This window comes from Cupriavidus sp. U2, assembly GCF_009663685.2.
GTDB classification, from domain to species: Bacteria; Pseudomonadota; Gammaproteobacteria; order Burkholderiales; family Burkholderiaceae; genus Cupriavidus; species Cupriavidus necator_C.
Genome location: NZ_RCOG02000027.1, coordinates 397,265 through 417,939 on the forward strand (window position 1 = coordinate 397,265; position 20,675 = coordinate 417,939).

General features: G+C 66.6%; 18 protein-coding genes. 11 read left to right on the forward strand and 7 right to left on the reverse strand.

What is annotated here, in order from left to right; genetic code table 11:
* The first annotated feature begins 11 nt into the window (after positions 1–11).
* A complete protein-coding gene (locus D9X30_RS21400; protein ID WP_153945874.1) occupies positions 12–1,517 on the forward strand; it encodes a flagellar hook-length control protein FliK in 1,506 nt (501 codons plus the stop codon).
* Positions 1,518–1,688: 171 nt separating this feature from the next.
* A complete protein-coding gene (locus D9X30_RS21405; protein ID WP_153945873.1) occupies positions 1,689–2,753 on the forward strand; it encodes an alpha/beta fold hydrolase in 1,065 nt (354 codons plus the stop codon).
* A 15-nt stretch (positions 2,754–2,768) separates the two neighbouring features.
* Here D9X30_RS21405 and D9X30_RS21410 read toward each other — a convergent pair whose 3' ends face one another.
* Both D9X30_RS21410 and D9X30_RS21415 read right to left on the reverse strand, forming a co-directional pair.
* The gene (locus tag D9X30_RS21410) at positions 2,769–3,344 is read right to left on the reverse strand and encodes a PIN domain-containing protein (RefSeq protein ID WP_153945872.1); all 576 of its coding nucleotides are present in this window, start codon (positions 3,342–3,344) and stop codon (positions 2,769–2,771) included.
* Positions 3,341–3,805, reverse strand: a complete 465-nt coding sequence (locus D9X30_RS21415) for a helix-turn-helix domain-containing protein (protein WP_153945871.1) — start codon at positions 3,803–3,805, stop codon at positions 3,341–3,343. The genes D9X30_RS21410 and D9X30_RS21415 overlap by 4 nt, the downstream gene beginning before the upstream one ends.
* A 120-nt stretch (positions 3,806–3,925) precedes the next feature.
* On the opposite strand from D9X30_RS21415, the gene alkB reads away from it, so the two are divergent.
* Both alkB and D9X30_RS21425 read left to right on the forward strand, forming a co-directional pair.
* Complete coding sequence (gene alkB, locus D9X30_RS21420; RefSeq protein ID WP_153945870.1) at positions 3,926–4,588, forward strand: DNA oxidative demethylase AlkB; 663 nt, start codon at positions 3,926–3,928, stop codon at positions 4,586–4,588.
* Between the two features lie 119 nt (positions 4,589–4,707).
* On the forward strand, positions 4,708–6,177 hold the full coding sequence (locus D9X30_RS21425) for an SLC13 family permease (RefSeq protein WP_153945869.1): 1,470 nt from the start codon (positions 4,708–4,710) through the stop codon (positions 6,175–6,177).
* 34 nt (positions 6,178–6,211) lie between these two features.
* On the opposite strand, the gene D9X30_RS21430 is transcribed toward D9X30_RS21425, so the two are convergent.
* Both D9X30_RS21430 and D9X30_RS21435 read right to left on the reverse strand, forming a co-directional pair.
* Positions 6,212–6,469, reverse strand: a complete 258-nt coding sequence (locus tag D9X30_RS21430; RefSeq protein ID WP_092599362.1) for a helix-turn-helix domain-containing protein — start codon at positions 6,467–6,469, stop codon at positions 6,212–6,214.
* Positions 6,470–6,646: 177 nt separating this feature from the next.
* Entirely contained in the window at positions 6,647–7,348 is a 702-nt protein-coding gene (locus tag D9X30_RS21435) for a GntR family transcriptional regulator (RefSeq protein WP_153945868.1), read from the reverse strand.
* A 152-nt stretch (positions 7,349–7,500) separates the two neighbouring features.
* On the opposite strand from D9X30_RS21435, the gene araD reads away from it, so the two are divergent.
* The 5 genes from araD (at position 7,501) to D9X30_RS21460 (ending at position 14,070) form a co-directional block, all read left to right on the forward strand.
* A complete protein-coding gene (gene araD / locus D9X30_RS21440; protein ID WP_153945867.1) occupies positions 7,501–9,240 on the forward strand; it encodes an L-arabinonate dehydratase in 1,740 nt (579 codons plus the stop codon).
* Between the two features lie 9 nt (positions 9,241–9,249).
* The gene (locus D9X30_RS21445) at positions 9,250–9,969 is read left to right on the forward strand and encodes a ribonuclease activity regulator RraA (RefSeq protein WP_153945866.1); all 720 of its coding nucleotides are present in this window, start codon (positions 9,250–9,252) and stop codon (positions 9,967–9,969) included.
* Positions 9,970–10,017: 48 nt separating this feature from the next.
* Positions 10,018–10,986 (forward strand): Bug family tripartite tricarboxylate transporter substrate binding protein, encoded by a 969-nt coding sequence (locus D9X30_RS21450; RefSeq protein WP_153945865.1) that lies wholly within the window; start codon positions 10,018–10,020, stop codon positions 10,984–10,986.
* 43 nt (positions 10,987–11,029) lie between these two features.
* A complete protein-coding gene (locus D9X30_RS21455; RefSeq protein ID WP_153945864.1) occupies positions 11,030–11,968 on the forward strand; it encodes a 2-hydroxyacid dehydrogenase in 939 nt (312 codons plus the stop codon).
* Positions 11,969–12,480: 512 nt separating this feature from the next.
* On the forward strand, positions 12,481–14,070 hold the full coding sequence (locus tag D9X30_RS21460; protein WP_153945863.1) for an EAL domain-containing protein: 1,590 nt from the start codon (positions 12,481–12,483) through the stop codon (positions 14,068–14,070).
* A gap of 6 nt (positions 14,071–14,076) precedes the next feature.
* Here D9X30_RS21460 and D9X30_RS21465 read toward each other — a convergent pair whose 3' ends face one another.
* Positions 14,077–15,078 carry a Bug family tripartite tricarboxylate transporter substrate binding protein gene (locus tag D9X30_RS21465; RefSeq protein WP_153945862.1) on the reverse strand — a complete coding sequence of 334 codons (1,002 nt, stop codon included), beginning with the start codon at positions 15,076–15,078 and terminating at the stop codon, positions 14,077–14,079.
* Between the two features lie 94 nt (positions 15,079–15,172).
* A complete protein-coding gene (locus D9X30_RS21470; protein ID WP_153945861.1) occupies positions 15,173–16,099 on the reverse strand; it encodes a LysR family transcriptional regulator in 927 nt (308 codons plus the stop codon).
* Between the two features lie 334 nt (positions 16,100–16,433).
* Here D9X30_RS21470 and D9X30_RS21475 point away from each other — a divergent pair, with 334 nt between their 5' ends.
* Entirely contained in the window at positions 16,434–16,907 is a 474-nt protein-coding gene (locus D9X30_RS21475) for a phasin family protein (protein WP_153945860.1), read from the forward strand.
* Between the two features lie 169 nt (positions 16,908–17,076).
* A complete protein-coding gene (locus D9X30_RS21480; RefSeq protein WP_092599329.1) occupies positions 17,077–17,469 on the forward strand; it encodes a hypothetical protein in 393 nt (130 codons plus the stop codon).
* A gap of 190 nt (positions 17,470–17,659) precedes the next feature.
* Here the strand turns inward: D9X30_RS21480 and acnB are convergent, their stop codons facing one another.
* Positions 17,660–20,251, reverse strand: a complete 2,592-nt coding sequence (gene acnB / locus D9X30_RS21485; RefSeq protein ID WP_153945859.1) for a bifunctional aconitate hydratase 2/2-methylisocitrate dehydratase — start codon at positions 20,249–20,251, stop codon at positions 17,660–17,662.
* Positions 20,252–20,675 lie beyond the last annotated feature (424 nt).

Below are 20,675 nucleotides of genomic sequence, written 5' to 3' on the forward strand. Positions count from 1 at the left end.
CAAAGACCACAATGATCGATATCAGCCAGATCGTCGGCAACACCGCCGCAGCCCTCGGGAACCTCAAGTCGCCGGACGCCGGCAAGGTTGGCGATGCCAACCCGTTCCAGGATGCGCTGTCGCGCGCACGCCAGGATGGTCAGCAGTCCGCGCCGGCCGCCGCGCAGGCGAAGGTGCCTGCCAAGGATGGCAAGCAGGCCGAGGCATCGAAGGGCAGCGCCACGCAAAAGCCGCAGCAGCCCGCCGCCAACAATGCGCTGCCACAGAAGGACACCGGCAAGGTAGCCGCCAAGGGCGACGCGAAGACCGACGAGGCCAAGGATGGCGAGACCGACGACACCGCATCGGCCGATGCCGCAGCGGCCGCCGCCGCACTGGCCGCCGCCGCGCTACTGACGCAGCCCCCGGTCCCGCAGGCCCCTGCCGCCGCCAGCACGGCCGGCGTCGACACCAGTGCGATCGACGGCCTGCCGACGCTGCCGTCGGCACAGGGCGCGGCCCAGGGCGCCAGCGCATCGGCTGCTGCCGCTGCGGCCTCCGCATCCACCGCAGCCGCCGCCGCTGCCGATCCGGCCGCCGATGCCGCGGCCTTGCAGGCACAGGCCGAAGCCAGGCTGCCTGCCGCCACCGTAGACACGGCCGCCAAGGGCACCACCGCCAGCCCGGCCGACACACTGGCACTGATCGCCCAGCAACGCGCCACGCTGCAGAACAGCGCACCGACGACTGCGGACAAGATCGCCGCCACCGTCACGGCGCCCGCTCAGGCCGCCGCACAGGACGCCCGCGGCCAGGGCGCCGGCCAGCAGCATGCGAACCTGGGCCATCAGAACCAGCCGGCCCTGACGCCGGCCGGCGACGCCCCGGCCAGCCAGCCGGCGCAGGCCCCGGTCACGCCGTTCGCCGTCGCACAGGCCAGCGCACGCACCGGTGAAGGCGTGGACACGGGCGCGACAAATGCCAGCAGCGCCGCCACCATCGCATCGGCCCTTGCCGCGCAGACGCCGGCCCAGGCCGCCCAGGCCAACGCCGCCGCCGTTGCCGTTGCCGCGCGCCCGGTCATCGCCCCGAACGTCGGGGACAGCCAGTGGTCGCAGGCACTGGGCCAGCAGATGGTGCGCCTGTCCACCCAGGGCAACCAGACCGCCGAACTCGATCTGAACCCGCCCAACCTGGGCCCGCTGAAGGTGGTGCTGAACGTGGTCAACGACCAGGCCCAGGCGCAGTTCGTATCGCCGCACCAGGCCGTGCGCGCCGCCGTGGAAGCCGCGCTGCCGCACCTGCGCACGTCGATGGCCGAAGCGGGCATCCAGCTTGGCCAGACATCGGTGGGCGCCGACAGCTTTGCGCAAGCCAACTCGGGTGGCCAGCAACAGCAGCCGCAACGCCACGCCGGCAACGGCAGCAGCTTCGGCCAGGCCATGGGCTTCGGCAACGACACGGCGGCGCCTGCCGCCCCCGCCACACCGCGCGCCCCGCGCACGCTGGCGCGTGGCGAGGTCGATACGTTCGCCTGACGCACAGGGTCGTCCCGACCCCGCAAAGCCCGCCCTCTCCTCCCTCCTTGCGAGAAGGAAGGCGGGCTTTTTTCATGCTGGCAACCTGGAACTTAAACGCGCACGGGGCGGTCATTTGAGCGACGATAGCCACACCCGCCCACTCGCTCCCTCGCCCCCCGGCCAATGACCATGCCCAGCCTTCGCCCGCCCCTCGTTCGTCCAACCCAGCTTGCCGCGCTCGCGCTGGCGGCCACCTTCGCAACCCTGGCCACCCTCGCACCGCCCGTCCACGCGGCCGGCGCAACCGATGGCGGCGCCACCTACGGCCCCGAGCTGGAAGGCTTCGACTACCCCTATCCGGTCCAACGCTACAAGTTCTCGTCGCAGGGACAGCCCCTGGAGATGGCGTTCATGGACGTCAGACCCGAAATGCCGAACGGCCGCGCCGTGGTGCTGCTGCACGGCAAGAACTTCTGCGGCGCCACGTGGCAGGAGACCATCCGCCAGCTCAGCGGCGCAGGCTACCGGGTGGTGGCGCCCGATCAGGTGGGCTTCTGCAAGTCGACCAAACCGGCGCACTACCAGTACACGTTCCAGCAACTGGCGCGCAACACGCACGACCTGCTGGCATCGATCGGCATTCGCGACGTCACCGTGATGGGGCACTCCACGGGCGGCATGCTGGCCATGCGCTATGCGCTGATGTATCCGCAGGAAACGAAGCAACTGGTGCTGGTGAACCCGATCGGGCTGGAGGACTGGAAGGCCAAAGGTGTGCCTTCACTCTCGGTGGACCAGTGGTACGCCCGCGAACTGAACACTACGGCCGATCGCATCCGCAACTACGAGAAGTCCACGTACTACGTGAACCAGTGGAAGCCGGAATACGAGCCGTGGGTGCAGATGCTGGCTGGCATGTATCGCGGCCCGGGCAAGCAGATCGTGGCATGGAACTCCGCCCTGCTCTACGACATGATCTACACCCAGCCCGTGGTCTACGAAATGGGCGCCATCCAGGCCCCCACGCTGCTGATGATCGGCGACAAGGACACCACGGCCATCGGCAAGGACGCCGCCCCGGCCGACGTGCAGCCAAAGCTGGGCCGCTACCCCGAGCTGGCCCAGACCACGGCAAAGGCCATCCCGCACACGACGCTGGTGGAATTCCCGGAAATGGGCCACGCCCCACAGATGCAGGATCCGGCAGCGTTTCACAAGGCCTTGCTGGAGGGGATGGGGAAGGTGTCGCGATAAGTTGTCGCCGACGGCCTAAAGCAGCGTTCTGTAAGGAAGGAGTGCTTTGGCGGTCCGGGTCAGGCCATTTTTCTCGAAGTTCTTCAGGAGACAGTCCGGGGTCATCCTGGGCTGACTCATCGCGCTACGCTGGAGCCGAACTCCAGCCACGACTACGCCAACGCTCAGATCCATCAGATTTTCGATGAATTCGTCGGGATGCTGCGCTTCGATTCCAAAGGGAGCCACCGCTTCTGCCGGAAAGTCCTTCAGGTCGAAAGTCACGATGACGCTCGCGCTGCAGTGTATGGCCGCCGCCAGGACGTGTCGGTCGCCGGGATCGGGTAGCGTGAGGCCGTCTATCAGCGACTCATAGCCGGTAACCACACTGTTGGGAACGGCCTCGTCCATTCTTTGCGAAGTACGATCCAGCCGCGCGCGCGTCAGGTCGGGCCGGTTAGCCAGAAGATTTCGCTTCCATTCTTCCTGAATGCGATCACTCCATCGCGCGCGAAACAGCCCCGACTTTGCCAGGCGGACGAGCAGATCCCTAACCGGGGCGGGATACAGAACGCAAGCATCGTAGACAGCTGTAAAAGGTGAACATCTCATTCGTAGCCCATGCCCAGGGCCTGTGCTTCACGAACCAACTCATCCATCAGCCTCTCGCTCTCTGCATCCCGTGCGGCCTTGTAGGCCATGAGGTCCGAGAAGCGGATGCGGCGATGCTTGCCGGTCTTGTGGAACGGCAGCTCGCCAGCTTCGAGCAGGCTGACCAGATAGGGTCGGGACACGTTCAGCAAGTCCGCAGCTTCCTGGGTCGTCAGTTCGGCATGTACCGGAACGACTTGCACCGCATTGCCAGCCGCCAGTTCCGCCAGGATATCGAGCAGCAAGCGTAGGGCTGTGGTTGGCAACTCAATTTGATGCGCCTCATCCTTCTCATCGAAAATCTGGATGCGCTGTGTGTCAATGTGTGTCCGAAGGTAGGCCGCAAGCTCGCGCTGGCCGCGCAGGGCAATTTCGACTTCCTTGTCGGCGGGGAGCGTGGTGCGAGGGTCGAGAATGGTCATATGTCACTCCTTGCTGCATTGCCCGACCATAATCGAAATAAACGAAACGGGCAATCCACGTCATCAACGAAACGACACGACGGCGGCCACCCGGTATGATCGGCCTGCACCCGGACTGCCATGACCTTCGACCTCTTCGACGCCCTTCCTGCCGATCCCGATACGCCGCCAGCCGTTGAGCCATTGGGGCCCGGTGCCGTTGTCCTGCGGGGCTTTGCGCGTGACATCGGGCCTGTGCTGCTGCAGGCGGTTGGCGAAGTCAGCGCCGGCTCACCGTTTCGGCACCTGATCACGCCGGGCGGGCTGCGGATGTCGGTGGCGATGACAAATTGTGGCGAGCGGGGTTGGGTGTCGGACCGTACCGGTTATCGCTATGACCCGGTCGATCCCGATACCGGGCGGCCCTGGCCGGACATGCCCCGGGCGTTCCGGCACCTGGCGCTGGATGCCGCCGAGGCGGCCGGGTATCCCGGTTTTGTGCCCGATGCGTGCCTGATCAACCGCTATCTGCCCGGTACACGGCTTTCGCTGCATCAGGACCGCGATGAACTCGACTTGCGGGCGCCCATCGTGTCGGTGTCGCTGGGCTTGCCGGCCATCTTTCTGTGGGGCGGCCTGCGCCGGGCCGACCGCCCGTCGCGGGTGCGGCTGGCGCATGGCGACGTGGTGGTCTGGGGCGGCCCCTCGCGGCTGGTGTTCCACGGCATCGCGCCACTGGCCGCAGGGGACCACGCACTGACCGGCGACGCGCGCATCAACCTGACGTTCCGCAAAACACGCTGACCCGTGCGCGGCAGTTGCCCGCTTCATCAGACAACCATACGATAGCGGCTCAGCACTTTCGCTCATAAAACAAGACCGGCGTCCCAGGCGACCGGCCCCGCTCGCGAGACAGATCCCAGATGTCAGCCACACCCGGCAGCGCCCAAGCACGCCCCGAAGCCACACCCCCGACGCCCCCTTCCGCTCCCAAGCCCGCGCCACTGGCCGGCCGCCCTGCCGATTCGATCCGTGCCGCGCTGCTGATCGGCGCCTGCATCAGCGCCGTCTGGCTTGCGGGCAGTGCCCTGCATGCCCCGCCGGCGCTGATCTGGGCCGGCGCGCTGGTGCTGTCGACCGTATCCTGCTGGGCCGTTGGCGTGCTGCCCGAACCCACGGCCACGCTGCTGTTCTTCCTGTCAGCGGTGGTGTTCCATATCGCACCGCCCACCGTGGTGTTTTCGGGATTCACCTCGACGGCATGGTGGCTGATGTTCGGTGGCGCCGTGACCGGCGTGGCGCTGCGCAGTACCGGGCTGGCGTTGCGGCTGGCGGACATCATCTTCCACAAGCGGGTGGGCACTTACCCTCAGGTGATTACCACGGTGGCGCTGAGCGCGGTCGGGCTGGCGTTCCTGATGCCCTCCACCACTGGTCGCGTGCTGCTGCTGATGCCGATCGTGCTCGCACTGGCTGACCGGCTGGGCTTCGCCGCCGGGTCGAACGGCCGCATCGGCATGGTGATGACCGTCGCGGCGGCCAGCTACATGCCGCCCACCACCATCCTGCCGGCCAACATCCCGAACAGCGTGCTGCTGGGAGCGGCCAGCTCGCTCTATCACATCAACCTCAGCTACGGCAGCTACCTGCTGCTGCATTTCCCGGTGCTGGGCGCGTTGAAGACCGTGGTGCTGATCTGGCTAATCTGCAAGCTGTTCCCGGAAAACGGTCCGATGCCGGCGCAAGCGCCAGTCACGCAGACCGCGATGGGTGCCCAGGAGCGCGCGCTGGCCATCATCCTGGCGTTGGCGGTGGCCGGGTTCGCCACCGATGCGTGGCATGGCATCTCGCCAGCCTGGATTTCGCTGGCGGCGTGCATCGTCTGCCTGCTGCCCGGCATCGGCCTGGTATCGCCCAAGGCGCTGACCGAGCAGGTGCATCTGGTACCGCTGATCTATGTGGCCGGCTTTCTGGGTCTCGGCGCCGTGGTGGAATCGACCGGACTGGGCAGCGCCATCAGTGCCGGCCTGCTGCAGGTGCTGCCGCTGACACCTGGCCATACGGCGGCCAACGTGGGCACCATCGGCGCCATGGGTGCGGTACTGGGTCTGATGTCGACGTTACCCGCGCTGCCGGCCGTGCTCACGCCGCTGGCGCGCGACCTGGCCATTGCAACGGGGCTGCCGCTGGAATCGGTGCTGATGCTGCAGGTGCCGGTGTTCTCGACGGTGTTCTTCCCGTACCAGTCGCCGCCGATCGTGATTGCAATGCAGCTTGGGGGCGTAGGCTTGCGGCACGGCACGCGGCTTTGCCTGACGATGGCCGCCATCACGCTGGTGGTGTTGCTGCCGCTAGATTACCTCTGGTGGAAGCTGCTGGGCTATCTGCCCTGACGGGCCGGGCGCGGCGCACGCAGGGCCGCGCCGGCTACCATTCGAGCTTCTCCAGCAACGCATCGCGCACGGCGCGGGGCTCGACGATCAGATCCATGCCGTAGGCCCCCAGCAGCGCCAGCAACTGGGCGACGCTGATGGTCTCCGGATTCAGCTCCATATGGGAAATGCGGCTCTGGCTGATGGCCAGCCGTGCGGCGGCGTCGGCCTGGGTCAGGCCGGCGATCTTGCGCGCGCCCTGGAGCACCTGCCCCAGTTGATCGCTGCTGGTAATGGTGACTCTGGCGGACATCCTGGTCTACCCGGCAATAAATACCTCCGAAATCTATCAATTTCCGCCAGCAATCGACAAATCCTTCGTGATTGACGAATGCATTGAAGCTGTCATTACCCATGTAGTGGGTAGATGGCGGGCGAGCCGTTGCCAAAAACAAACGCCCTGACCCGATTCGGGCCGGCAGGGGCGGCTTCAGCGCAGGTAATCGCGGAAGCGCGAGCGGATGTCCTCGACGTTGGCCAGCGTGCCGGTCAGGTGGTCGCGCAGCGCGGTCTCGGCGGCGGCCACGTCACCGGCGGCGATGGCGTCGACGATCGCGGTATGGTCGCGCAGCACCGCATTGGCCTTTCCTGGAATCGGCAGGTGCAGCCGGCGCAGGCGGTCCAGATGGCCGCTCTGGCGGCGCACCAGCCCGAACAGGTCCGGCACGGCGGCGGCCTCGTAGAGCTGGCGATGGAAATACTGGTCGTTGGCGGTGAATTCGGCCAGGTCGTCGAGTTCCAGCATGCGTTGCTGGCGTGCCACCGTGGCACGCAGCCGTTCCACCAGGGCCACATCGGGCGCGCCGGCCAGGGTCCGGACGATCTCCACTTCCACCGAGCGGCGCAGAAAGTGCGCCTGCCGCGCCAGCGCCACGTCGATGCGGCTCACGCGCGTGGCGTGCTGGGGAAACACATCGACCAGCCCTTCTTCGGCCAGCCGTATCAGCGCATCGCGCACCGGCGTCTGGCTGATGCCATATTGCAGCGCCAGTTCGGGGCGCGACAGCACCGTGCCCGGCGGGAGCGCCATCGAGATGATCTGGTCGCGCATATGCTCGAACACCTGCGGCGCCGCCTGGCGCGTGCGGTCGAACTGGAACTGCGCGGACGGGGTGGGAAGCGTGGCGGCCATGCGTAAATGACTGGAATGTTGCGCGCGATTCTAGCCGAACCGGCTGCGGAAATCCCTGCGTTGACGTACTAATATATTAGTGCTTTAATTCCCGAAACCCCAGTCGTCGTACAACCAGGCGACTGGCAGGATTCCAAGTGGAAGAGACAACGATGACGGCACAAAAGAAAACGCCGGACCAGCTGCGCAGCGCGCGCTGGTTCGCGCCCGACGACTTGCGCTCGTCCGGGCATCGCTCCCGGATCATGCAGATGGGCTACGCGCCCGATGAATGGATGGGCAAGCCGCTCATCGCCATCATCAACACATGGTCCGACATCAACCCCTGCCATGCGCACTTCAAGCAGCGCGTGGACGACGTGAAGCGCGGCATCCTGCAGGCCGGTGGTTTCCCCGTGGAACTACCGGCCATTTCTTTGTCCGAGAGCTCGGTCAAGCCGACCACCATGCTCTACCGCAATCTGCTGGCCATCGAGACCGAAGAGCTGATCCGCTCGCATCCGATCGACGGCGCGGTACTGATGGGCGGATGCGACAAGACCACTCCGGGCCTGCTGATGGGCGCCACCAGCGCCGGTGTGCCGGCCATCTACGTGCCCGCCGGCCCCATGCTGCGCGGCAACTACAAGGGCCAGGTGCTGGGATCGGGCTCCGACGCCTGGAAGTTCTGGGACGAGCGCCGCGCCGGCAATATCAGCAAGACCGAGTGGATCGGCATCGAGGGCGGCATCGCGCGCAGCCACGGCACGTGCATGACGATGGGCACGGCCAGCACGATGACCGCGATTGCCGAGACCATCGGCATGACTCTGCCCGGCGCATCGTCGATTCCGGCCGCCGACGCCAACCACATCCGCATGTGCTCCGAGGCCGGCCGGCGCATCGTCGGCATGGTGTGGGAAGACCTGACGCCGCAGCGCATCCAGACACATGCATCGTTCGAGAACGCGATTGCCGTGGCCATGGCGATGGGTTGCTCCACCAACGCCATCATCCACGTGATTGCCATGGCCCGCCGCGCCGGCCACGACATCGGCCTGGACGACTTCGACCGCGCCAGCCGCCATGTGCCGGTGATCGCCAACATCCGGCCCAGCGGCGACACCTACCTGATGGAGGACTTCTTCTACGCGGGCGGGTTGCCGGCGCTGATGAACCGCATCCGCGACAAGCTTCACCTCGACGCCCCCACGGTCACGGGCCGCACGCTGGGCGAGAACATTGCGGGCGCCGAGGTCCACAACGACGACGTGATCCGCACCTGCGAGAACGCGCTGTACCAGGAAGGCGCGCTCGCCGTGCTGCGCGGCAATATCGCGCCCGACGGCTGCGTGATCAAGCCCAGCGCGTGCGAGAAGCGATTCTTCAAACATACGGGCCCGGCGCTGGTATTCGACGACTACCCGTCCATGAAGGCCGCTGTCGAGAACGAGGCCCTCGACGTCACGGCCGACCACATCCTGATCCTGCGCAACGCCGGCCCGCAGGGCGGCCCCGGCATGCCCGAGTGGGGCATGCTGCCGATCCCGAAAAAGCTCGTGAAGCAGGGCGTGCGCGACATGCTGCGGATGTCCGATGCGCGCATGAGCGGCACCAGCTACGGCGCCTGCATCCTGCACGTGGCCCCCGAGGCCTACATCGGGGGCCCGTTCGCCCTGGTGAAGACGGGCGACATGATCTCGGTCGATATCGACCAGCGCAGCATCCATCTGGAAGTGTCCGACGAGGAACTGGCCGCGCGCCGCGCCGCATGGACCCCGTTGCCTCCGCGCTATATGCGCGGCTACGGGTACATGTTCTCGCGCCATGTGCGCCAGGCCAACGACGGCTGCGATTTCGACTTCCTGCAAACCGATTTCGGCGAGCCCGTGGGCGAACCGAGCATCTACTGAGGCCACCCCATGACCCCGCTCGGTTCCGGTCTGCGCGACGCGCTGAAGACCGTCAGCACCGCCACGCTGTGCACCGCGCTGTTCAAGCGCGGCCTGCGCAACCAGTTCATCCAGGACGTGCGCCCGCTCAACCCCGACGCCGGCACGATGGTCGGCGAAGCGTTCACGCTGCGTTATATCCCGGCGCGCGAGGACCTGAATCCCATCACCGTGTTCCAGGACCCGAACCATCCGCAGCGCCAGGCCATCGAGCAGTGCCCACCCGGCGCCGTGCTGGTGATCGACAGCCGCAAGGACGCGCGCGCCGCATCGGCCGGTTCGATCCTGGTCACGCGACTGATGCAGCGCGGCGGCGCGGGCATCGTCACCGACGGCGGCTTCCGCGATTCGCCCGAGATCGCGCAGATGGCCATGCCCGCCTACCACCATCGCCCGTCGGCGCCCACCAACCTGACGCTGCACCAGGCGCTGGAATTCAACGTGCCGATCGGCTGCGGCGACGTGGCGGTGTTCCCCGGCGATGTGATCGTGGGCGATGCCGAAGGCGTGGTCGTCATTCCGTGGCACATCGCCGAGGAGATCGCCGCCGAGGCCGTGGAAATGACCGCGTTCGAGGACTTCGTGACCGAGGAAGTGCGCAACGGGCGCTCGATCATCGGGCTCTATCCGCCAACCACCGAGCAGGCACGCGACGATTTCGCGGCCTGGCGCAAGGCCCGCGGCCGCTGACGCGCGGTTCCAGACATAGAAACCTAAAACAATTCCGGAGACAAACCCATGTTGAAGACTGCCCGCATTGCCGCCGCGGCCCTGGCCGTCACGGCTGCCTTTGGCGCCCACGCGCAGGGCGAATGGCCGACCCGGCCCGTCACCATCATCGTGCCGTTCACGCCCGGCGGCGGCACCGACATCGGCACGCGGCTCGTCGCACAGCGGCTGTCGCAGATCTGGAGCCAGCCGGTGGTGGTGGACAACCGCCCCGGCGCCGCGGGCAACGTCGGCCTGGAACTGACCGCGCGCGCCAGGCCCGATGGCTACACGCTGGTGGCCGGCAACGTCGGCACGCAGTCGATCAACCCGTTCCTGTACAAGAAGCTCAACTACAAGCCCGACAGCTTCGTGCCGGTGACGATGATGGCCGAACTGCCGTTCGCGCTGGTGGTCACGCCGGGCCTGCCCGCGAAAACGCCGAAGGAACTGGTGGCGCTGGCCAAGGCCAGGCCCGGCACGCTGACGTTCGCCAGCTCCGGCACGGGCGGTTCGCCGCACCTGTCCGGCGAGATCTTCAAGGCCGCCACCGGCACCGACATGCTGCACGTGCCCTACAAGGGCGGCGGCGCGGCCATGACCGACCTGATGGCCGGCAACGTGGACATGCTGTTCGCGTCGATCCTGGAAACCACCGGCCACGTGAAGGCCGGCAAGCTGCGTGCGCTGGCCGTGACCGGCCACGTGCGTTCGCCGTCGATGCCCGACGTGCCCACGCTGGCCGAGGCCGGCATCCAGAACGCCGAGTCGGGTTCCTGGGTGGGCCTGCTGGCGCCCGCCGGCACGCCGAAGGACATCGTCGACAGGATCGCCGCCGACGTGAAGAAGGTGGTGGCCATGCCGGAGGTGAAGAAGCAGCTGATCGAACAGGGTGCGATTCCCGTCGGCAGCACCCCGCAGCAGTTTGCCGAGACCATCGCCAACGACCGCAAGCGTTACGCAAGGATCATCGCCGATAATCACCTGAGCGCCGATTGACCCGCGCGCCCGGACACTTCCATCAGAAAAGGACTCTTCTCGCATGAAACCCCGCCTCCTGCAGCACGGCCGGCTCCCGGAACAGACCGAAGCCCGTCTGGCCGAGCATTTCGACGTGCATCCGCTCTGGGCCGAAAGCGATCCTGCCGCCTACCTGGCGCAGCACGGTGGCGAGTTCGTGGCAATGACCACGCGCGCCGCCACCGGCGTGGACGCCGCGATGCTGGCCATGCTGCCGAACCTGCGCGTGATTTCCAGCTTCGGCGTGGGCCTGGACAAGCTGGACCTGGACACCGCCCGCGCACGCGGCATTGCCGTCGGCTACACGCCCGACGTGCTCAACGACTGCGTGGCCGACACCGCGTTCGCGCTGCTGATGGACGCCGCGCGCCAGGTCAGCGCCGCCGACCGCTACGTGCGCCGTGGCGACTGGCTCAAGGGCCCGTATCCGCTGACCACACGCGTCAGCGGCAAGCGGCTGGGCATCGTCGGCATGGGCCGCATCGGCCGCGTCATCGCCAAACGGTCGAGCGGCTTCGACATGGCGGTGCGCTACTTCGGCCGCAAGGCGCAGGAAGGGGTGCCCTATGGCTTCGAGCCGTCAATACAGGCGCTGGCCGAGTGGGCCGACTTCCTTGTGATCGCCGCTTCTGGCGGGTCCGAGACGCGCCATCTGGTGTCCGCCGACGTACTGAAGGCGCTGGGTCCGAAGGGCTATCTGATCAATATCGCCCGTGGCACGGTGGTGGATGAAGCGGCGCTGGTCGATGCCCTGATGCACAAGCGCATTGCCGGCGCCGGGCTGGATGTGTTCGAGCACGAGCCCAGGGTGCCCGAAGCGCTGTTCGCGCTGGACAACGTGGTGCTGTTGCCGCACGTGGCCAGCGGCACGCACGAGACCCGGGCGGCAATGGCCGAGCTGGTGTTCGACAACCTGCAGAGCTTCTTCGCCACTGGCGCGGTCCTGAAGTCGGCCGTCTGAGCGCCGTCCAACGGGCGGCCGCCGTCGAAAAAGCGTAGCCGGGGCGACGCAGCGCTGAAATACTCGCCCGCGCCCCGGCTTTACCGCCCCTTCTGCCCTGATCTGCCGCTTGACCGCTTCGGCGGCCCGCCTGTCTGGCCTCCTGTCGATCCTTCGTATGTGAGGCCTTCGCCACAGCCAAGCCTGCCACCACCCCGCCATCGGGATGAATCCGGGCGTAGACAAATATCCCTTACCCTGTGGTCACGGTTGTGCCGCCTGTCGGGCGACGGCCCCGCGTGTCGCCGTCGGCATGGCACAAACAGGCGCAAAGTATCAAACGTGCGCGGTCATTGTTAGCTATGCTCCCCAGAGCAGGCAGGCGATTTGTGGTGCAGCAACGCAAGACTTCCTCGCTCCAGATATCAGGCAACACTGACAAGACTGTCGAATCCGGTTTGTGTGTTTGTGAATGGGACGGCGCGCACCGCGCCGTGGGCGCCCTCCGTGGCGCACTCTCCTGAGGGCTCCCGATGCAGCGCAGCTGGTTCCTGGTTGTGACGATCGTGCTGGCGACGATGGCCACGCTGTTCCCGGTGGGAATCGGCGTATTCATGGCCCAGCTCGAAGCCAGCCGGCGCGAATCGGAGCAGCTGAGCGTGTTCGCCGATGCGGCTGTCACGCGCGCCGAGACGGTCATGACCCAGGCACTCAATGCACTGCAGGACCTGGAATCGCTACACGAGGACCCCTGTTCGGCGTCGCACCTGGTGGAGATGCGGCGCATCACCTATACCTATCGGCATATCCAGGATGCGGGCGCCTACCGGGGCGGCAAGCGGCTGTGCTCGGCCCTGCTGGGTGCCGTGCAGGCCGACCAGTTCATCCTGCCGCCGCCCGACTGGCGCACGCCAGACGGCCTGGATTACTGGTTCGACCAGCCCAACCCGTTTGCCGCGCCGCGCCGGTCGATGCTGCTGGGCCGCAACGGCAGCTATGTCGGGCTCGACCCGCAGACCTTCGTCGACGTGGTGGACCGCGAATCGCGCATGCTGGCCGCCGTGCAGACCGATGCCGGGCGCATCTTCGCCGCGTCACAGGGCGCCAACCTGCCGCGCCTGCAACGCACCTATGCCGACCACGCCTATGGATCAGGCGGCGACGCGGCCAACGACGACGATGCGTCGATCGTCCTGCGCAAGTCGCGCACGATGCCGCTGGCGGTGGTGGTCCTGGCGCCGCGCGCCGCGCTGCTGGCCAACTGGAAGGCGCTGCTGGTGGGCGGGCTGGTCGTCGGGCTGGCCGCCGGGGTGCCGCTGGGCATCCTGGTCTGGCGCCGTGCCACCCGTCGCTTCAGCCTGGAGGGCGAGTTGCGCGGGGCGGTGCGGCGGCACGAGATGGCCGTGCACTACCAGCCCATCGTCTCGCTGTCGGACAACCAGTGCGTGGGCGTCGAAGCCCTGGTGCGCTGGCGCCGCCACGGCCGGCTGGTGCGCCCCAACCTGTTCATCCCGATGGCGGAGAACGCTGGCCTGATCCAGCAGATCACCGACCAGGTGCTCGACATCGTGCTGGCCGAACTGGGCACGCTGCTGCGCCGGCATCCATCGTTCTACGTATCGATCAACGTCGGCACCGAAGACCTGAAGAGCCGCCGCTTCCTGGGCGTGCTGACCGCGCGCCTGCGCGGCACCGGCATCTCGCCGGAACAGATCCGCATCGAGGCCACCGAGCGCGGATTCCTGGAACCGGACGTGGCGCGCGACACGATCCAGGCGTTCCGCGACGCGGGCCACCCGGTCTATATCGACGACTTCGGCACGGGCTACTCCAGCCTGTCTTACCTGCAGAGCTTCAAGGTGGATGCGCTGAAGATCGACAAGTCCTTTGTCGACACGATCGGGCAGGAGGCGGCGTCGAGCACCGTGGCGCCGCACATCATCGCCATGGCCCAGTCGCTGGGCCTGCAGGTGGTGGCCGAAGGCATCGAGGACCGCGCCCAGGCCGACTTTCTGCGCGCGCAGGGCGTGGACTACGGCCAGGGCTGGCTGTTCGGCCGGCCGGTGCCGGCCGTGGAGCTGGCGCAGATGCTGGCGCGCGGCGTGGCCCCGGCGGCCGCCTGACCGGGCTTATTCGGCCTTCGCGCCCGAATCCCTGGCCACCTTGGTCCACTTGGTGGTTTCGGTCTTGATGAAGCCGGCCAGCTGCTGCGGCGTCATGTCGCCGGCGGTCACGCCCTGTTCGTCGAATCGCTTCTGCACGTCGGGCTGCTTCAGCACCTTGGCCAGCTCCGCGCTCACGCGCTGGCGCACCGCCTCGGGCGTGCCATGCGGCGCCATCAGCGCATACCAGGTGGTGACCTCATAGCCGGGCACGCCGCTTTCGGCCACCGTCGGCACGCCGGGATAGGCGGCCGAACGCTTGGCCGACGTCACGGCCAGCGCCTTGACCTTGCCGCTCCTGATATGCGGATTGGCCGACGGGCTGGTCTCGATCGCCATCTGGATCTGGCCCGCGATCAGGTCGGTCATCATCGGCGCGCCACCCTTGTACGGCACATGGGAGATATCGGTGCCCGTGGACGCGCGGAACAGCTCGCCAGACAGGTGTTCGGTACTGCCGATGCCGGCCGATCCATAGTTGACCTTGCCCGGATTGGCCTTGATGTAGGCCACCAGTTCCTGAACCGTCCTGGCCGGAATCGACGGATTGACGATCAGCACGTTCGGCGTCAGCGCCACCATGCCGATCGGTTCCAGGTCCTTCTGGAAGTCGTACGGCAGCGTCTTGTAGATGCCGGGGGCCATCGTATGGGCCACGGTGGCCAGCAGGAACGTGTAGCCGTCCGGGTTGGCGCGCGCCACCAGCGCCCCGCCGATGGTGCCGCCGGCGCCGGGCCGGTTATCGACCACCACGGGCTGGCCCTGTGCCTCGCCCAGCCGCTGGCCCACGGCACGGCCGATGATGTCGGTGGTGCCACCGGACGCAAAGGGCACGACCAGCGTGATCGGCTTGGACGGCCAGGCATCGGCGGCGATCGCAGCGGTGGGGAAAGGGGCCGGGATGGCGGCAGCCAGGGCCAGGGTGCCGAGCGCCTTCAGCGCGATGCGGCGCGGCATGCGTGGGGTCATGCGAGTCTCCTGCAGGAATCGTTGGAATCGTTCGAATGCCACGACTCTACGGACCGCGCCCCGTGTGCGCCAGCCCCCACGCAGCAGACGGTGTTCAGGATTTGTGAAGGGTGGCGCCCGGCCAGCGCCCGGCCGTCACCAGTTCGCGGGCCACCTGCTCCAGCACGCTTCGCGCGGCAAGGCCGGCGGGCGACAGTTCATCGTCCGACAGGCTCACCAGCATGTTGGGGCGGCTCACCCCCGCATCGACGATTTCGATCAACCTCAGCGGGTCGCCCAGATGGCGGGCCACGGCCGCGCCGGGCTGGATGGTGGCACCAATGCCGGCGCGCACGGCATCCATCAGCATCGCCAGGCCATCGATCTCCGCCACCACATTCAGCGGACGCGGGTTGCGCGCCGATGCGGCGTTGAGCACCGCGCGCAGCCCATGGGCGCCGCTTGGCAGGATCAGCGGCAGGTCGCCGATGGCATTCAGCGGCATGGTCGCGGCGGCCGGCAGGCCCGGCTGGTCGGGCCGCGCGATGACGAACAGGCGTTCTTCCAGCAACGGCATGCTGCTCCAGCGTTGTCCCGGCTCGAGCTGGAACAGCACGGCCAGGTCGAGCTGGCGCGCGCCGATCATCGCGGCCAGACCGCCCGACAGGCTTTCGACCAGATGCAGGCGGATATCGGGATACCGGTCGCGCATGGCCAGCATGAACGCCGGCCCCAGCACGGCAAGCGTGCTCGGCGCCATGCCTACGCTGACATGGCCAGACAGCCGCGCCGTACGCGCCGCATGTGCGGCGTCATCGGCATGACGCAGCGCCAGTTGCGCCTGGCGCCAGAACGCCAGCCCGGCATCGGTGGGCACCACGCCACTGGACGTACGCTGCAGCAGCCGCGTGGACAGTTCGCTCTCCAGGCGGCTGATCTGCTGGCTCAACGCAGACGTGACCACGCCCAGCCGTTGGGCTGCCTGCCCCATGCTGCCAAGCTCCACCACGTGCACGAAGTAGCGCAGTTGCCGCAGTTCCATTTCTTCTCCTGGTGGCGATCCGCCTGAATGTCCGGCCCCGTATTGTGCCTGCGGCACGATGGCAGGCGCCAGCTGTGACCGGGACGGCTTACGGCACTGTCTGGCCGGTGCATCGCGAATCGCGAAGGGGGACCGGGATATCCGCCGTTGACCCAAGGTCTGTCATGGATAACGATGTGGTGGTCGGCCCGAGGGATGCCGCGATGGCCTGCCGTAAAGTCGGCATCACCCCGAACGGTCACACTGTTCGATCGACTTGCACATGCGGCGCTTGCTGCACCGCCCGCGATGTACCGCGCGTTTTTCACCGGTTTCCAACCTGGAGTCTTCCAGCATGCAAAGCCAACCTACGAACCCCTGGGCCACCTGGCCGTTCCAGCCGTTCGCTTTTCCGCCTGCCTTCCAGCCGTTTGCGACGTTCGACAACAAGCTGCTGGAAAATTGGCAAAAGATGATGGGCCTGAATGCCGACTTCTCGCGGTCGATCGTGGAGGAAACCCAGTTCGACTGGGCGTCCTGCTTCATGCCGCAAGACCCCGAGGAACTCTACGCCCGGCAGTGGACCAGCCAGATGCCGCTGATGTCGATCCCGCTCCACTATGCCAACGCCATGCTGGAACTCGGCGCGGCCACCCAGCGTGCCTGGATGGATGCGTTGGGCCACTGGCTCGGCGTTCCGGTGCTGCTGCCGGCCATCCCGGTGATGCCCGACATCGCGGCCGTGGCCACCGCCAAAGGCGATGTGGTCGATGTGCCGGCCGTGCATGTGCGCGAGTCGGCGCGCGAGCGCAAGGGCAATTCCCACTGACCAACACCGTGCCGGCGCTGGCATGGCCTGCCGTCGGCACGTTCCAGCGGCAAGGTCTATCCTTGCAAATGACAGCAAACTCAGACTTGCGTCATGCCGCCTGCCCGATGGCTTGATGGGCGCACTCGGGCGGGCCCTTGAATCGCGCCCCCAATCTGGCGAGGCTCCCATGAGCAAGACACTTCTTTCCAGCCTGATCGTCGCCGCGGCAGCCGTCGCGATGGCGCCGCTTGCGCACGCGCAGAACAAGTTCGATCCCTATTCGCAGGGGGCGAAGGCCAGCAAGGCCGATCCGTACACCGACGGCGCCAAGGGCAAGCCCGATCCCTACACCGATGGCGCCAAGGCCGGCAAGTTCGACCCCTATACCGAAGGCGCGAACAAGTCGACCCGCAGCGACCTGGCCCCGTCGGCCAAGGCCGATCCATACACTGACGGCGCCAAGTCGGACAAGTACAACCCCTATACGGATGGCGCCCGCGTAGGCAAGCCCGACCCGTACACCGACGGCGCCAAGACCGGCAAGCCAGACCCCTATACCGACGGGGCGAAGTCCAAGTAACGCTGGTCCAGCAGGTCGATCCCAGCCATTCGCCCGCTGCGGCCGCAAGGCCGTGCCGGGCGTTCGGCTTTCCGGTCGGCAATGAAAAACCCCGCACGCGCTTGCACGCGTGCGGGGTTCGTCAATCATCAGGCCGTTTCGCCGCCAGGCGGCTGCCACTGCAACTGCCGTGGCGAAGAAACGTGGCGCGTCAGATCGTTACCGTATCGGCCACTTCCTTGAAGTCTTCGATCTGGTCGAAGTTCATGTACTTGTAGATCTTGTCGCCATTGGCGTTCAGCACGCCCATGTCGGCCATGTACTCTTCCTTGTTCGGGATACGGCCAAGGCGCGAGCAGATGGCGGCCAGTTCGGCGGAGCCAAGGTACACGTTGGTGTTCTTGCCCAGACGGTTCGGGAAGTTACGCGTCGAGGTCGACATCACCGTGGCGCCTTCGCGCACCTGTGCCTGGTTGCCCATGCACAGCGAGCAGCCCGGCATTTCGGTACGCGCCCCGGCCGTGCCGAACACGCCGTAGTGGCCTTCCTCGGTCAGCTGCTTCTGATCCATCTTGGTCGGCGGGGCGACCCACAGCTTCACGGGGATGTCGCGCTTGCCTTCCAGCAGCTTCGACGCGGCACGGAAGTGGCCGATGTTGGTCATGCACGAACCGATGAACACCTCGTCGATCTTGGCACCAGCCACGTCCGACAGCGTCTTCACGTCGTCCGGATCGTTCGGGCAGGCCACGATCGGCTCGTGCACGTCGGCCAGATCGATTTCGATCACGGCAGCGTACTCGGCGTCGGCGTCCGGCGCCAGCAGCTTCGGATCAGCCAGCCATGCTTCCATGGCCTTGATACGGCGCTGCAGGCTGCGCGGGTCCTGGTAGCCTTCGGCGATCATCCACTTCAGCAGCGTGATGTTGCTGTTGATGTATTCGATGATCGGTTCCTTGTTCAGGCGCACGGTGCAGCCGGCGGCCGAACGCTCAGCCGAGGCGTCGGACAGTTCGAAGGCCTGTTCCACCTTCAGGTCGGGCAGACCTTCGATTTCGAGGATACGGCCCGAGAAGATGTTCTGCTTGCCTTGCTTGGCCACGGTCAGCAGGCCCTGCTTGATGGCGTACAGCGGAATGGCGTTGACCAGGTCGCGCAGCGTCACGCCGGGCTGCATCTTGCCCTTGAAGCGGACCAGCACCGATTCCGGCATGTCCAGCGGCATCACGCCGGTGGCGGCGGCAAAGGCCACCAGGCCCGAACCGGCCGGGAAGCTGATGCCGATCGGGAAGCGGGTGTGCGAATCGCCGCCGGTGCCGACGGTGTCGGGCAGCAGCATGCGGTTCAGCCACGAGTGGATCACGCCGTCGCCCGGGCGCAGCGAGATGCCGCCACGGGTGCTGATGAATTGCGGCAGCGTGTGGTGCGTCTTCACGTCAACCGGCTTCGGATACGCGGCGGTGTGGCAGAACGACTGCATCACCAGGTCGGCCGAGAAGCCCAGGCAGGCCAGGTCCTTCAGCTCGTCGCGCGTCATCGGGCCGGTGGTGTCCTGCGAGCCCACCGAAGTCATCTTCGGTTCGCAGTACGTGCCCGGGCGGATGCCCTTGCCTTCGGGCAGGCCACAGGCGCGGCCAACCATCTTCTGGGCCAGCGTGAAACCCTTGCCAGTGTCGACCGGGTTCTGCGGGAGGCGGAACAGCGTCGACGGGGCCAGGCCCAGCGCCTCGCGGGCCTTGGCGGTCAGGCCACGGCCGATGATCAGCGGAATACGGCCGCCGGCGCGCACTTCGTCGAACAGCACGTCAGACTTGACCTTGAATTCGGCGATCACGGCGCCGTTCTTCAGGGCCTTGCCTTCGTACGGGCGCAGTTCCACGACGTCGCCCATTTCCATCTGCGACACGTCGAGTTCGATCGGCAGCGCGCCGGCGTCTTCCATCGTGTTGTAGAAGATCGGGGCGATCTTGCTGCCCAGGCACACGCCGCCGAAACGCTTGTTCGGCACGAAGGGGATGTCTTCGCCCGTGAACCACAGCACCGAGTTGGTGGCCGACTTGCGGCTGGAACCCGTACCGACCACGTCACCGACGTAGGCCACCAGGTTGCCCTTGTCCTTGAGCGATTCGATGAATGCCACCGGGCCGCGCTTGCCGTCTTCTTCCGGCTGGAACGCTGCGCCTTCGCGCTTGTTCTTCAGCATGGCCAGCGCGTGCATCGGGATGTCCGGGCGCGTGGTGGCGTCGGGGGCCGGCGACAGGTCGTCGGTGTTGGTCTCGCCCGGCACCTTGAACACGGTGATCGTCAGCGATTGCGGCAGTTCCGGGCGGCTCGTGAACCATTCCGCGTCGGCCCAGCTCTGCAGCACAGCCTTTGCATTGGCGTTGCCCTTGTCGGCCTTTTCCTTCACGTCGTGGAAGGCGTCGAACATCAGCAGCGTCTTCTTCAGCGCGTCGGCGGCCACGGCGCCCACTTCGGCGTCGTCCAGCAGTTCGATCAGCGGCGAGATGTTGTAGCCGCCCAGCATCGTGCCGAGCAGTTCGGTAGCGCGGGCGCGCGAGATCAGTGCGGTCTTTTCCGAACCCAGGGCGACGGCGGCCAGGTACGAAGCCTTGACCTTGGCAGCGTCGTCCACGCCAGCCGGCACGCGGTACGTAATCAGGTCCACCAGGGTCTGCTCTTCACCCGCCGGCGGGTTCTTGATCAGTTCGATCAGCTCGGCCGTCTGCTTGGCGGTCAGCGGCAGAGGAGGAATGCCAAGCGCAGCGCGTTCGGCGACATGGGCGCGATAGGTATCAAGCATGGGAACCTGCTGTTAATAGGGTTGTAACGGGTACTGCCTTGTCTCTTGTGGGCCGGCGGCGCAATACCGCCAGCGGCCGCGTGATTGTAATCCGAAGTCCGCCGGAGATCAAATGTCTTATATCTTATATAAGAGTTAAATTGGCGGAAACACGATACGACAAGGCTTCGCGGGCGAAGAGGTGTCGCAAAGGTACAGATGAAACGGTTCCGGCAGCATGCAAGGCCGCAGGGCAGCACCGGACCAAAAGCGGCTCATGGATTACTTTTACATCGCGATTCGCGGGATTCCCGGCATGCACGTCTTAAGTTCCGCGCCCCGTTATCGTTAACCAGCGTAGCAGGCGCAAATGGCGCGCCAATGTGCCCCTGCGCCCGATGCCCGCTGGCTCAAACGGCCAAGCTAAGCGGGTTTCCCCCTTTTT